The sequence below is a fragment of the Arcicella sp. LKC2W genome, from assembly GCF_034931005.1.
GTDB lineage: Bacteria > Bacteroidota > Bacteroidia > Cytophagales > Spirosomataceae > Arcicella.
The window spans coordinates 1-14,607 of the sequence record NZ_JAYGIN010000049.1; the positions used below are offsets into that span (position 1 = coordinate 1).

At 35.3% G+C, this 14,607-nt stretch carries 10 protein-coding genes and 1 pseudogene; 2 read left to right on the forward strand and 9 right to left on the reverse strand.

Annotation, left to right across the window (positions count from 1 at the left end; genetic code table 11):
* Nucleotides 1-95: 95 nt before the first annotated feature.
* From VB796_RS23385 to VB796_RS23400, 5 genes and pseudogenes are all read right to left on the reverse strand, one after another.
* Nucleotides 96-521, reverse strand: coding sequence for a potassium-transporting ATPase subunit KdpA (locus VB796_RS23385; protein WP_323349022.1), 426 nt, complete (start codon nucleotides 519-521; stop codon nucleotides 96-98).
* Nucleotides 522-525: 4 nt separating this feature from the next.
* Nucleotides 526-603, reverse strand: coding sequence for a K(+)-transporting ATPase subunit F (kdpF, locus tag VB796_RS23825; RefSeq protein ID WP_416233537.1), 78 nt, complete (start codon nucleotides 601-603; stop codon nucleotides 526-528).
* A gap of 348 nt (nucleotides 604-951) precedes the next feature.
* Nucleotides 952-2,291: pseudogene (locus VB796_RS23390) on the reverse strand (sigma-54-dependent transcriptional regulator).
* Between the two features lie 112 nt (nucleotides 2,292-2,403).
* Nucleotides 2,404-3,384 (reverse strand): hypothetical protein, encoded by a 981-nt coding sequence (locus tag VB796_RS23395; RefSeq protein ID WP_323349023.1) that lies wholly within the window; start codon nucleotides 3,382-3,384, stop codon nucleotides 2,404-2,406.
* Nucleotides 3,385-3,388: 4 nt separating this feature from the next.
* Entirely contained in the window at nucleotides 3,389-4,342 is a 954-nt protein-coding gene (locus VB796_RS23400) for an AAA family ATPase (protein WP_323349024.1), read from the reverse strand.
* A gap of 954 nt (nucleotides 4,343-5,296) precedes the next feature.
* Between VB796_RS23400 and VB796_RS23405 the strand changes: the two genes are divergently transcribed.
* A complete protein-coding gene (locus tag VB796_RS23405; RefSeq protein WP_323349025.1) occupies nucleotides 5,297-6,298 on the forward strand; it encodes a replication initiation protein in 1,002 nt (333 codons plus the stop codon).
* 233 nt (nucleotides 6,299-6,531) lie between these two features.
* Here the strand turns inward: VB796_RS23405 and VB796_RS23410 are convergent, their stop codons facing one another.
* From VB796_RS23410 to VB796_RS23425, 4 genes are all read right to left on the reverse strand, one after another.
* A complete protein-coding gene (locus VB796_RS23410) occupies nucleotides 6,532-7,593 on the reverse strand; it encodes a phytase (protein WP_416233536.1) in 1,062 nt (353 codons plus the stop codon).
* A gap of 107 nt (nucleotides 7,594-7,700) precedes the next feature.
* Nucleotides 7,701-8,939 (reverse strand): right-handed parallel beta-helix repeat-containing protein, encoded by a 1,239-nt coding sequence (locus VB796_RS23415; RefSeq protein WP_323349026.1) that lies wholly within the window; start codon nucleotides 8,937-8,939, stop codon nucleotides 7,701-7,703.
* A 110-nt stretch (nucleotides 8,940-9,049) separates the two neighbouring features.
* The gene (locus tag VB796_RS23420; RefSeq protein ID WP_323349027.1) at nucleotides 9,050-11,788 is read right to left on the reverse strand and encodes a TonB-dependent receptor; all 2,739 of its coding nucleotides are present in this window, start codon (nucleotides 11,786-11,788) and stop codon (nucleotides 9,050-9,052) included.
* 270 nt (nucleotides 11,789-12,058) lie between these two features.
* Nucleotides 12,059-13,684 carry a tetratricopeptide repeat protein gene (locus VB796_RS23425; RefSeq protein WP_323349028.1) on the reverse strand — a complete coding sequence of 542 codons (1,626 nt, stop codon included), beginning with the start codon at nucleotides 13,682-13,684 and terminating at the stop codon, nucleotides 12,059-12,061.
* 170 nt (nucleotides 13,685-13,854) lie between these two features.
* On the opposite strand from VB796_RS23425, the gene VB796_RS23830 reads away from it, so the two are divergent.
* Nucleotides 13,855-14,307: a transposase gene (locus VB796_RS23830; RefSeq protein ID WP_416233538.1), complete on the forward strand. Its 453-nt coding sequence runs from the start codon at nucleotides 13,855-13,857 to the stop codon at nucleotides 14,305-14,307.
* Nucleotides 14,308-14,607: the final 300 nt, after the last annotated feature.

The window sequence follows — 14,607 nt, forward strand, 5'->3', positions numbered from 1 at the left end:
TTAAAATGAATATTTACGTCGATGAAAGAACAATTAACAAACAAAAATTTGGACAACAACTTGGACTTTTCTAAGTTTACAAATAATCAAAAAAGTCAACCTATTTTAGGACGGGACAATACCAATTGTCCTAAATATGACAATCCACTTTCTCCTGAATAATGTTGAAGGTTAGTATTTGTGACAAAACTGACAGATGTATTAAAGGCTAAATCGCCCGTCATGGATGGGTTTCCGTCTGGATTTAAAGGCAACCAACTCATATTAGTCAGCACAAACATTGAAATCAAAAACCAAACTCCGTTTATTGTCAAAAGAGCCACTAAATGCTGTTTCCATGTCATTGGTTGCTGAGAATCAATGCCACTGATTTTGTAAAAAACCTTATCAAGTGGATTGAAAATTGGGTCGAGCCACGTATTTTCGTCATTGAAAATCTTGCCGATGTAACGACCGAGCGGTATGGCTAATGCAACGACTAACCCATACATAAAAATGATACCTAATATTTCAGTATTCATACAATTAAAATTTTTCTGGTTTGAGCAGTACGTAGCACATATAGCCGAAAACTGCGATGGCGATGATGAATAAAATGGTCATGGTTTTATATTTTTTCGAAATAATTAATTGATTTGAAGAACAGTGCGTACAGGATTATTCCCGTGAATGTTAAAATAAATGTCATCATGTTTTTAGTTTTAATTAGTTATGCCAGAATATATTCTATTATCATTCCATGACTCAAAACACTATTCCAACTACCTGATATACAATTAATTACAAAAAATTCTAAATTTTGGACATAAAAAAACCCTATCGTTTTGATAGGGTTGGGACTGTTGTTTTGATAGGGCTACGATTTATACTGAATGGAACGCAGACTGGGTTTTGAACCCAGCCTGCGTTAGTCAAGCAAGTCGATTTCCGTACAAATTATAGATTTCTCATTTACATTTTATACTCTTCCAATTTCCGATAAAGCGTCGTTAAAGCAATGTTTAACAATTTAGCCGTTTCGGTTTTATTGCCATTCGTATAATTCAAAACTTTCTGAATATGGATTTTTTCGGCAGTGGCTAAGTCAAAAGTTGAGCGTGTTTTATCTGTATTTCCACTCGAAAAGTTTTGTAAATCGAACGGTAAACTGTTCAAATCCAAGATATTATTATCGGTTAAAATAACGCTTCGCTCAATCACATTTTCAATTCTCGGATATTTCCTTTCCACGAATGTTGTTTGAGTGCTTCCAAAAATTCATCGGTAATTGACTTGATTTTTTTATTCGTTTTGTCCGAAAATAGATTCACAAAACTATTTGCCAATGCTTCAATATCAACTACTCGTTCACGTAATGCAGGCAATTTTATTTGAAAAATGGCAATTCTATAAAACAAATCTTCCCGAAAATTTCCCTGCTGAATTTCCTTTTCCAAATCTCGATTCGTAGCGGCAATTATTCGAACATTTACTTTTGTGGGTTTATTTTCTCCAACTTTGATAAATTCGCCCGTTTCCAATACTCGCAATAATTTGGCTTGTAATTCAATCGCCATTTCACCAATTTCATCCAAGAAAATCGTCCCGTTATGGGCTTCTTCAAACAATCCTTTTTGGTCTTTGGTTGCCCCCGTAAATGAACCAGCTTTATGTCCAAACATTTCACTTTCCAATAAATCCTTCCCAAAGGCCGAGCAATTTATCGCCACAAAATTTTGATTAGTCCGACTACTTTCTTGATGAATCGCTTGAGCAAAAACTTCCTTTCCTGTACCCGTTTCGCCCGTCAATAATACCGTTGTGTCGGTTTTAGCAACTTTTCGGGCTAAATCAATGGTTTGTATAATGACTTTTGATTTCCCAATAATTTTATCAAAAGAATGTCTTTCATTTAAACGTTGTTCTAATTTTTGAATTCGTTTTGCCAAATCCACTTTTTCAATAGCACGGTGCAAAAGTGGAATGATTTTATTGTTATCATCGCCTTTTGTAATGTAGTCAAAAGCTCCGTTTTTAATCGCTTGTACACCATCTGGAATATTTCCGTAGGCAGTCAAAAGGATAATTTCAACGAGTGGAAATCTATCTTTTATCTTTTTAGTAAGCTCAACCCCATTGCCATCGGGTAGTTTTACATCGCAAAGCACCACGTCAAAATCGTCTCGTTCAAGTTTATTCAATCCCGTTTTGCAGTCGCCCGCTTGTTGTACGTCAAAACCCTCCAAGCCAATAATTCTTGACAGGAGGGTTCTGATTTTTTCTTCATCGTCTATGATTAATACTTTGTTCATCTTTAAATTTAGCAACTGAGCTATTTAATCTATCAATACCATCTATTCAGTTTTAAACGATTAGATTGTAAAAAACTCGCTCAAAGCTGAACGAGTTTTTTACAATCTAATCTCAATCAACTAAGACAAGCATATTTTGAGCAATTTTAATAATATTTTCTAAATCACTCTTCTTGTTAGTTTTGGCAAATCTTTTTGAAATATTAATTATCTGAGTCGTATTTTCTTTTATGGTAGCAGTTTTAGCATTTTTTTCTGTGTAATCAAAAACTACACTTTCTTTATTTCCACTCACAATACTCTCTAAACTACTGATTGGCTCTACCAAACTATCATTTTTTGCAATTTTCTGAATAATCCCCTTATCAACTTTTTCACGTCCAGTCAAAATATCATTGCGTAATTCAACATCCAATTTATCTAAACCTTTGGCAAATTCGGCATCACGTTTTATGGTTTTGGCACTCACTTTATATTCATTTCCTAAACGTTCAGCAGTTGAAACTCCCGAAGGGTCATTTTGACCCTTCGGGGAATTTTGCTCTATTTGTTCAGATAAATTACCATCAATTTGGAGATTTTCTCCCGAAGGGTCAAAATGACCCTTCGGAGAAATTGTCTTTAAATTATTCGTTTTATCAGTTTTTTCATTGTTATAACGTAAGCCTCTAAAATACGAAATTTGCGAAGGGGATAAGTTTCTACGCCCCAATTGCAAATTTATCATATAATCTTTGGCTTCCTTTAAAGTCTGAAAGGAAAGCATATAAACCTCAAATGCAAGATTATTAGCAGTACAAATTTTATGGCGGTTATGACCATCTATAAGCACATAAACTAAATCGTCAACTTCAGTGTAAGGTAGTCCTAACTCTTTTTTAGAAGCTTGCCAAAGCTGAATTGGTGTTTGACAACCATGCTTTTTTATATTACTTTCTAATTGTTCAAATTCTTCATCTGAAAGTGGTGGTATTAGATTTTTAAGTTCGTCCAATACCGTAATATTTTGTCTGATGTTGTCGGCACTTAAAATATTACTCGATAATGCCTGCTTCGTTTTAGAAGCAAGAATATTTCTGATGTCTGTTTTCATAGGTTTATTTCACGATTTGAAGATATGAGATGTATTCATCACAAAATTCCCAATAACATTTGGCAGCCTCAGAATCGTGTGAAAACTTTGAAATAGAGTTTTGAGCAATTTGTGATTTCTGAAAGTCAATCAAATGTTTGATTTCTGCATCAAAAATTTTGATGTTTTTCACTTCCTCTTTCACATAATTTTTAATACCATCATGAACAGTATTCTTTTTTACCATCGTAAAAACCACACCATCAATTTGTAAAGCAGCATTCAAATCTTTTCGTACTTCCATAATTTTTCCCCAAATTGAATTTAAACCTTTTACGGCTGACATTTCTGGAAGTAAAGGAATTATACAACTTGTAGATGCTGCCATTGCCGAAAGTGTTAGTTTGTTGAGCGATGGCGGACAGTCAATAACGATGTAATCATACTTAGACAATAAATGAGCAATTCTATTTTTTAGGCGAAATTCTCCACCCGTTAATTCATGAAAACGCATTTCTACATTAGCCAAATCAATATCTGATGGCGATAAATCTAAATTATCATCAATTTTTACAACTGGAAATTCAACATTATCAATCAATGAATCAGCCACTTGTACTTCTGGCATATCAACACCCAAAATTTGGCTTAAATTTCCCTGAGGATCCAGGTCGATTAATAAAATCTTAAAACCTTTTTTAGCAAGAGCTTCTCCCAACGAAGCCGTCGTAGTAGTTTTACCGACTCCTCCTTTATGATTCACTACGGAAATAACACGAGCATTTTGATATAGTGTTGGTGAATAACCATACTTAGTGAGAATTGAAAACAATAATTCTAAGTGTTTTTCGGGGATTGCTCTATTTTCATTTAAAGCTCTCGTTATCGTTTGTCTGGGAATTCCAGCTTCTTTTTCGAGCGAACTAACTAATAAAGCAGGGTTGTGGCGAATGAATTTTAAAGCAAGTTCTTGTGTCATTATTAAATATTATCTACAAGGTTAAATTATACCCAAATATAATATTTTTTGGTAAAAAAATACCCTTTTTTCTCCCTTTTTTTAGCGTTATTTCAAAAAATTACTTTAAAGCGAGTTTTTTACACGTTACTACCAAGTTTATCTAATAATACAAATGCTAAAACCATAAATAAAGATAAGTACCTTAAAATGAACGATTTATATAATTAAGGCGAGTTTTTTACAAATAGTAAAGTGCAACTGATTTGATTAGAGCGAGTTTTTTACAAATTATAATGACTCTGTAAATCAGCAAGTTATCTATTAAAGCGAGTTTTTTACAAGCTCTGAATAATAAATGGATGAGCTATTAAAACACTTAAAGCGAGTTTTTTACAAAAAATGGACTGATTATTTTTAGAATTTTGCATAGTGTCCAACTTGCCCAAATATTCGTAATTACCTATAAATCATACACATACATTATTTTATCAAGGTTATGCTAAATGTCTCATTACCATAAAGCGAGTTTTTTACAAATACATTTAAAGACTAATGTGTTAATTATCAAACATTTGACGGAACTTTGTTAATGCTAAAAAAGCTAAGGCGAGTTTTTTACAAATTTCGCTTAGCTTTATATTTCAATCAAATATTTAGGTAAATAGAAACTATTAGTTAGAGTTATTTTTTACTTGGTTAAGTGTTTTTTAGCACAATTACAGAATGAACCTATTATTTTTAGTAATAATGTCCTTGATTTTTATATTTATTCAAAATAATTTGATTGATTTAGAAGCTCGTATCTCATTGATAATCAATAGCTTGCAAGCCATAAGGCGAGTTTTTTACACCTTTAAGGCGAGTTTTTTGCAAAATTCATGAACCATAAGGCGAGTTTTTTACACCTCTAAGGCGAGTTTTTTGCAAAATTTACACTAACTTTAACTTATCTATTAATCCTATTATACAGAAATGGCTCACATAGACTTAGGCGAAGAAAAATATTTAGAACATCCATATACCCCAAACAGAAAAGACAACTATTTACCGAATAAATTAGTAGTCAGTAATACTCATTTCTCAAGAGTAGAACAAAGACTATTTGAATATTTTGTAAATCAGATTGACCACGGTACAATTAATATTAATCACGGATTATTGGTAAGAATTCCAATTTCAAAGGTAAAAGAGTTTATTACTACCCGTCAGATTTTGGCTGTCACAAAATCAATGGCTCAAAAAGTGATGACCTTTTTTGATTTATCAAAGCCCAATCTTGAATTTGAGCATATTCCCTTATTTTCAAATATTAGCTATAATAAAAATAATAATGGCTTTTTAGAGTTTCGTTCAAATGCCCAATTATCACCGTATTTAGCAAGCTTAGGCACTCAATATACTCGATACGACTTCAAAACCATTCTGGAATTCAAATCAATTTACTCAACATTGATGTATAAATTGATTAAACTTCATCTTGGGCAAAATAGAACAAAATTTGTTTACAGCATTGTTGAACTAAGAAAACTCTTACAAGTTGCTGAAAACAAGTACCCTAACTTAAATGACTTCAAAAAGAATGTCTTAGAACCTGTTAAAGAAGAATTAAAAAACACCAAAGGAGTACCCATCAACTTTGAGTATGAACATTACGGAAATAAACAAAGAAACGTTACACATTTGCAATTTTCGATTCAAACAGCCTTTGAATTAAGCCAAGCTGATAAACAGGATTTCTTACAAGCCATTGAAATAAGTCCTGCTTTGGTTTTTAATAAGGTTGAAGATATTATTACGAGGAACTATAATTTTAAAGAAAATCATAAACAAATGATTCTTAGTGATAAAAACCTAAGAGACCAGTTTGTTACCCTAAATATTGAGTTTGAAAATGGACTTTATCCAAAAGTCAAAAATCGAACAGCATATATTTTAACCTGCCTTGGATTGGTAAAAAAGAAAACTGCTATTTAAAACTCCATCCGAAATTGAGTTTTAAATAGTCGCTTCAAGTATTTAGTCTTAGAGAATGTTTTGAGGACATCCTATATATTCTTTTGAATATATAAGAATCTTTTTTGATTCAGATCTGATTTATTTGAGCATTTTTGTTTCTTGGAGTGTCAGCTCTAAGAAACTTACAATTTTTGACAATTAATGAATTAATTGTAGTATCTAATGAAGAATAAATGCCTCTAAACGAGTACTTACTTCTTTATACTTTTCAATTCTTTCCCTGCAATGTCTTCCCAACGGTAAAGATAAAAAGTTTTGTTATTACTCATCGCTACAAAAAGTCCTTTTGGAAAAGCATTACCCAAAGGAATTGCAACCGTTTCAGAACCATCACTTTGCGTTGCATTTACCTCTACTACTTTCAATAATGGATGCTCATGCGAATTTCCTTTTGCTCCTTCTCTGCTAAAAACATGAAATTTATTCGCCCCCTGATCCGATACTAATAGATAGCCCGTCGTTGGGGTGAGCTGATAAATGGAAATGCCTTCATGGTCTTCTGAAAAACCTGTCTGGGCAAAAAGGGCTAATTCCTCATTTCCTTTGGACGGTTCGGTATAGTATTTACGAACCCCTACCCCTTCATCTGAATAATAGACATAGCCCAATTGGTCGTCCACGGCAATGGATTCGATTTCCTTCTTACCACTATATGTACCAAACTTACGCACGAGGGTTGCTTTCACGTCTCCTTTTCCAGTATCTTCTAATAAATACTGCCATAAATAGCCACCGTTAGTCGGGCCTGATTTACGCCCCACAATGGCATAAATAGCTCCTTGAGGATTTTTATATAAAGAAATACCCATTAAATCTCTAAATTCTGTTCCTGTTTCTCCTTCAAAAACGGGAAGCCCTCCCCCATCAATCGGTTTCATATCAGGTAAGGAAAAGATACGTAATTTATGAGTCATGCGTTCGGTCACTACGGCAATGTCCGTTTTCTTTCCTCCCAATAGAAGTCCATATTCAATATCTACGTTATTGGGGCGTTGTAGATTTTTAACTACCTTATCTTGAATGATTTTTCCTTGTAAATCAAACACATACAAAGCTCCATCTTGATTTTTATCTGTTCCCAAAATGAGACTTTTGCTCGCATCGGTTGGATTTACCCAAACGGCAGGGTCGTCGGTATCGTACTTTACGGCTTCCGTAATCACAATCGGCGAAATAACTTTTTGATTATTTACTTGAGAACTACATCCCTGAGCAAATAATAAACTCATACCTAAAAAAGGGATAATACGCATAGATAAAAAGGTTAAAAAAACACCAAGCTCTTCCAGAGTTTACCCTAAAAAGGCTTACTTTTCGACTTGGTGTTTAGGCAAAAATTAATCAAATTTACTGATGAAGGTTATTTTGTACCATAAGCACCAACGTAAGTTGCTGGGTCTGGCGATTTGTAGGTAACACCATTGATGACGATACCATCTTTAAAATTGCGAGTAAACGTAGTTAAACCTTTGCCCAATGCTGGAGAATTAGCCGATAAGTGGAAATCCCAAGTAGCTAATAAATCAGCCGTTAAGTAATCGGTACTTTTAGGATAATTCACGAATAATGGATCGTTTTCATCTGCTTTTGTTCCTTTAATTTCGTTCGTTCCCGACAAGATTTCTTTCGAATTTTGAAACTGGTCAACCGCATTTTGCGTGTAGCCATAGTAGTAATTATTCGACACTCTACTTGCTGTATCTTCTGGCAACTTAGTATCTCTCTTAATTCCGAAACGACAGTTTGCCATCAAGTTATTATACAATTTTGCACGCACACTTTGCTCTACCCAAATTGAACCACCTTTAATAGTTGGTCTTCTCCAACCTGTATTTACAATCGTATTATTGTAGGCAACCACGGTTGCTTGCGGCGTACGACCACCAGTACTTGATAATTTCAGTGCATTTGTGTTGGTGCTATACACAAAGTTAAAAGCAATATCCACTACAACACCCGACTTGATATTGAAGCCATCTCCACCACTCAAACCAGTCGTATAAAGGCTATTGTTTGCAAAAATCACACTACCGCCTTCAATATACGTAGCATCGTCACGCCAGTTACGGATGGTTGAATTTCTTACTACCAATTTTCCTGCTGCATTAGAGAACCATAATGCTGGGTCAAACTCACCACTTTCAGCTTTGTATAAACCTAATTTTACCGACGTAGATGCCTCTGTTGTTACAGCTCCACCATATTCTAAAATCACGTTGTCCAACACCATTTCTGTACAAGTTTTAGCAGCAAGAATTCCTCCCCAAAGCTGTCCAAATTTGTATTTTGCCAATTTAGCCGTTTCTGGAACAGAAAATTTGATTGGATTTGCTGATGTACCCAACGCATACAAATTCCCTTGTACAATGAATTCTGGCTTACTTGTCGTATCCATTACGATAATTACGCCCTCTTCGATGGTTAATGATTTACCGACTGGAATTATTAAATCTGAGTTCACCGTAATGATAGAACCCTTTTTCCAAGTCCCTGAAACTTCACCTGAAACACTTAGTTTTTCGGCAGGAGCAACGTCCGATGAATTACAACCTGTCATTAAAAAGGCTGCAAAAATGGATAATAGAAGTAACTTTTTCATGTTGAAAATTAATTATTAGATTAAATTAAGGAGTTATTGATTGGGTAAATAAATATCTTCCCGACCCTCACGAAAGAGTCGATTTAAGAATTACGATTTAATTACGACTTTTACAATTTGAAACGAAGCCCCACGACGAAAGAGCGTTTGTAATAATCCTGACGAATCAGTGTGCTGTTGGCGTTACGAGTATCCAGATTAATGTCGTTATTTATGGGGTTTGTATTTTTAATGACAACTCGCAAAGGAGTATCTAACAAATTATTTGCTTTAGCAAAAATCACCCAACTTGTACCGATTTTCTTTTCCAGCGAGGCATCCATTTGAATAAAGGCTTCTTGCCAAAGGTCATTATCCAAAAATTGGGAAACGGTATTGATTCGCTCGCCTGTGTAAGAGGCCGCCAACTGGGCATCCCAACCCGTTTTGGTATCTTTATAAAGCAACGTTACATTTCCAATATGAGCCGACTGTCCGTACAAAGGACGAGTTTGAGCTACATTTTTTGTATAGAGTTCCCCGTTAGCATTGCGGTCACGAATGATTTTTTGGGTAGTAATCGACGAATTGGTATAAGTATAATTTGCCTTAATTCCCCAGTTTTTAATGTATTTGATGTAATCCAGTTCCAAGCCCAAATTCGTTGCATTTCCATAATTCCCTGGTGCATAATAGACATCTTGTCCACGAGTTTCATCCACGTTGAGAGCATATTCAATGGGGTCTTTTATGAATTTATAAAAGACTCCCATCAACAATTGGTCAGACGGATTGGGTAGTAGTTCGTAGCGAATATCAAAGTTATCCGCAATAGCACGTTTTAAATCAGCATTTCCACGTTCTTGAAACTCCTCGTTTACGACTTTTCCCGGCACGATTTCAAAGAAACCTGGACGGTTAATCGAACGGAAATACGAAGCACGAAGTACCTGTTTGGCGTTTAAATTATATTTTACATTCACACTTGGTAATATATCGGTATAAATCTGATTACCCGTTGGTTTTGATTCACCTAAAGGGAAAAGCATTTCGTATCCTTGATTCGTATGTTCCAGACGTACCCCTGCAATGGTTTGTAGTTTTTCTTGTTGCAATTTTGCCATGACATATTCCGCAACAATTTGTTCTGATGCCTTATACGTTAAAGCAGAAGCCACCGAACCTCTTGGGTTATTCAAGTTCCACGTAAGGTCTTCATTAGCAGTAAAATCTTTGCCATAAAGAGCGTACAAATTACTTGGTTGAAACTGGTAGTTATTATAAAAATTGTCTCGCTTTTTGTTACGATACAAACCTCCCGTACTCAGTTCAAGACTGTTTCCCTGATACTTGGTTAGGTACACCAAATTCAAATAAGCGGCATAGTCGTTATCTGAATTATGTTCCCAACGACGAGTCATTTGAGAAGCATACGTCTTTGTTTCAACAAAGTTTTTACGAGTTCCTAAAACCGTAATTGAAGTATTATCAGGCGTAGCATTCGTGGCAGAAGAAAGCACAGCTGACCAGTCAAACGTCAATTTGTCTAATAATTTATGATTCCCTTGTAAGGTGCTATTCATAATTTGCTGCTGGGTTAAACGAGAACGAGTAGCAAAACTTAGACCTGCATTTCCCAAAACGGGGTCATGCCCACCATTGGAGAAATCCGTTGTTCTGGTTTCTCTAACCTGACTATTCTGAAGGTTCATATAAGCATTATACCACTGAAATTTATGCTTGGCATTCAGACGATAATCCAATTTCAAATGCACTCCCAAACGCTCTTGCTGATCTGAAAATTTACGTTCAGAGAGTCCCGTAATACGAGAACTCCGTTCCGTATCATAGACCGTTGAAGAGTAAAAACTACTATTGCTTCCACGGTTGGTATGCTGGTAACTCAATGCTAAAATGACCCCTAATTTGTTATGAACATAGCGATTCCCGATGGATAAGCCACCTACGATATTTGGCGATGGCTGTTGCGTTTTGACGGCCGTTGTTGCTTTTGAAAAATCGTTTGGAGTCGCATAATAAGAGCTTCCATTGATTTCATAAGGCGATTTCGTAGCAACTTGCCCTTTATTGAAACTGGCAAAACCATCATGCAAAAACAGTTCATTGTAACCCGAAGCCAAGTTTGCTTTAACTTCTAACTCCGTAGGTGCATCTTTCATCACCATGTTTACGACACCTCCCACGGCATCACCTTCCAGATTGGGCGTTAGGGTTTTGGTTACTTCCAAACGGCTCAATAAATCAGACGGGAAAATATCCAAAGGCACGTAACGATATTTGTTATCTGGACTTGGGATTTTAATTCCGTTTACCAATGTGTAATTATAACGCTTATCCATTCCTCTCAAAATAGCATACTGACCATCTCCATTACTATTACGTTCGATGGAAACTCCCGAAACACGTTGAATCAAATTGGCAACCGTTAAATCTGGTGAAATTTCAATGGCTTTTGCCGAAACGATGTTCATCAATTGATTGGCATTGCGTTCAGATTTTCGAGCTGAATTTTCAGATGATTTATCCGTAGATGCTACGACTTGGACTTCTGCTAATTCTTGAAGATTACTATTTTCTAATCGAATGGTCAGTGTTTGTAGGGACGAATTAATTACTACTTCCTCCTTAAAAGATTGATACGTTACATGACTTACCACTAAAAAGTGTTTTCCTTTCTCAAGATGTTTTAAACTGAAAGAACCATCCAAGCCAGTCATGGCGTACACGTTGCTTTTGTCGATACGCACATACGCCCCCACCAACGGCTCTCCCGAATCTTTGTCAAACACAAAGCCTTTGAGCGTATTATCTGCATGAGAACCAGCAAATAATGGGAAGGATAGTAACAAGAAAACTATTAAACTTTTATACATAATTGATTGAAATGTAAGTTGTACCCAGAAGTCTATTCATAAAAAAAGCTCCATCGGTTTGATGGGACAAAGATTATCACAGTATTCAAAAATTTCCAAATCGTTGTCGTTACAAAAAGGAAACTGCGTTACAAACACCGTTAACAAAAAAGCAACACACCAAATAAAAAATTTATAATACACTGAAAAACAGACTATTATAAATTTAAAATCGAATATTATCAAATTGTTATCGTTATTTTACCGTTACAAGTTTTGCATAAAGCTGGCTAAATTGTCTCCTTGCTCCATATTCAGTTTTTTACGAAGTCGGTAACGAACTACTCGTAAACTATCCTGAGAGATACCTAACAAAGATGCAATTTCTGACGATTTTAGGTTCATTTTCAAGAGGGCAATCAAGCGTAAATCATTGGCGGTAAGGTTTTCAGAACTGGCTTTTACTTTTTCTAAAAATGTTCCGTGAACCTGTTCAAAAATTTGTCGAAATTCGTCCCAATGTTGGTCATGGTTAAAATTATCTTGAATTTCGAGCATGATTTTCTGGATATTCTTCTGCGTATTTTTCCGATCATCCTTACTGATTTCCTCCAAACGTTGATACAGTTTTTCTAAAACCTGATTTTTCTGAATAATGTGTAGCGTATGCGTAGTCAGTTCTCTTGATTTAATTTCCAGCTCTTGTTTTAACTGTTCCTCTTCCAACTGCCTGTTTCGTAAAGCTACCTGAACGAGTTCCTGTTCTTTCTCAAAAACCTTTTGTTTCTGCTCACTCACCGAACGCTCATTTTGAATATACATCCGTTGTTTATTGATAATTACCCCTCCGAGAATTGCCAAAAGAACCATGACAATCGTGATGGCAAAGCCAATTATTTTATTGGTTTTACTGTCGTTATTCAAGCGTTCTATCTCATTATTTTTCTTTGTAATATCATAAATCACTTGCATCATGGCGATTTTCTGATTGTTCTGATCGGAATAAATATCCAAGGTCATTTTCCGACTTATCTCTAAATAAAAATAAGCACTATCGTTTCGACCAAGCAAATTATAGGTTCTGGCTAAATCACGATAAGCACTGGCTTCTTGGTATTTTTCGTGGTACTTTTTAGCAAGAGTTAGGGCCTTTTTCGAATACGTTAGACCTTCTTGAGGTTTTCCCGTTTTACGAAGTATATCGCCAATATTATTCAACACTTCAATTTTAGCTACTTCGTCATGTTGCTCATCGTTAATGGCTAAGGATTTAGAAAAATAGTATTTAGCAGAATCGTAGCGGCTTAAATCTTCAAAAATACTTCCTAAATTTTCATAAATCTTAGCGATTCCAGTTTGATTATTGATTTGTGTAAAATGCTGAATTGCTTGTTTTTGAAATGATAAGGACTGTTTATAGTTTTCCTGTTTCTCAAAAAGATGCCCAATCTTTCCGAGTGTTGTGGCGATGCCCAGATGGTCATGATGGATTTCGAAAAGGTGTAATGCTTCTTCGTAGTACTGTTTTGCTAAGACTGGATTTCGATTGAAATAATGAAGTAAACCTAAATCGTTTAGATTATTGGCTCTTAATAAATCGGCATCCGTACTTTTAAAAAGTTTATCGGCTTGCAAATAAAAATCTAAGGCTTGCGGATAATGTCCCACATGAAAGCACAAAAGCCCCATTTGTTGCAAGGCTTGGGCAGCTTCTAAGGTCTGATGATGTTCGAGAGCGTCGCTATACTTGTTTTTCAACTGCAATAAGCGTTTGCTCGGCTCTTGTTCCGACGTAAACATCGCATCTTCTAAATGTTCTTGTTGTGCAAAAAGAGGAGTATCAATAGACAGAAGTGAAAAAAGAGCAAGGAGAAAAGGGATAAAATAGTTCATGGCAAGGGCAAAATTCCAATTAAAAGAAACAAAGTTCTGCTTTGCTCGTTGGATTTAATACCTTTCATAAAAGGATAACAATTATTTAATATGACTTACAAACAGGATGATTTTTGCGACTAAAATGACTTGATAAAGGTACTTGGCATACCAAAAGGAGGGATGAAAACATCAGCTATCTTTTCAAAAAATATCGAACATCGGCCTGTAAAGAATATCCCGTAAAAAGTCTTTGCACAGGCAGAGCTGACGGAGGTAGGGAAATTGAACGAAGTGAATATGCCCGAGCAGTAGAAATAAATAAAGACAACTATATAGCTAACAAAGACTTATACGGAAAACGGCAAGAAATTAACGAACACATATTTGGAATAATCAAGCGGCAATGGGGTTTTAACCACACCAATTTGAGAGGATTAAAGAAAGTCAGTGGCGAAATGTCATTGATCATGACTGTTTACAACCTCAAAAGAGTACTCAACATACTGGGAGTGGCAAGATTAATGGAAAAACTCAAAACTTGGAAGCCCAAGTACCCAGATACAACCCAACTTAACCGAAACCAACGATTTGTAAGGCTATATATAACCCTTAGTTTTTATCCACCGAGAATGGTTGCCTAAAAATAGAATCGCTCAAAAGCTTTTAAATCGACAACGGAAGACCGGTTTTAAACCAATTTTTAGTTTTTTCACAGCCTGACGTTTTCGGACTTTGCGTTCGGGCGGGTTTCAGAGCACAAAGTTTCAATTTATTACTAAATTTAATAAGATGCACATAACTCCAAGTTTGCACGTCAGCCCGCTTCCTACAACCGATTTTTTAAGTGCCTGATTGTTAGTAATTTAAGATTGAGTTTTTTGTAGGCTCATTCCCATTTTTTTAGCCATTTTTTCTAAGTTTTTCAACTGTCTGTCCTTGTA

Excerpts from the sequence above, each read along its gene's own strand:
- VB796_RS23385 (WP_323349022.1), bottom strand. The coding sequence starts at position 521 with ATGAATACTGAAATATTAGGTATCATTTTTATGTATGGGTTAGTCGTT.
- VB796_RS23415 (WP_323349026.1), bottom strand. The coding sequence starts at position 8,939 with ATGAAAAAGTTACTTCTATTATCCATTTTTGCAGCCTTTTTAATGACA.
- VB796_RS23405 (WP_323349025.1), top strand. The coding sequence starts at position 5,297 with ATGGCTCACATAGACTTAGGCGAAGAAAAATATTTAGAACATCCATAT.
- VB796_RS23395 (WP_323349023.1), bottom strand. The coding sequence starts at position 3,384 with ATGAAAACAGACATCAGAAATATTCTTGCTTCTAAAACGAAGCAGGCA.
- VB796_RS23400 (WP_323349024.1), bottom strand. The coding sequence starts at position 4,342 with ATGACACAAGAACTTGCTTTAAAATTCATTCGCCACAACCCTGCTTTA.
- VB796_RS23410 (WP_416233536.1), bottom strand. The coding sequence starts at position 7,593 with ATGCGTATTATCCCTTTTTTAGGTATGAGTTTATTATTTGCTCAGGGA.
- VB796_RS23425 (WP_323349028.1), bottom strand. The coding sequence starts at position 13,684 with ATGAACTATTTTATCCCTTTTCTCCTTGCTCTTTTTTCACTTCTGTCT.
- kdpF (WP_416233537.1), bottom strand. The coding sequence starts at position 603 with ATGACCATTTTATTCATCATCGCCATCGCAGTTTTCGGCTATATGTGC.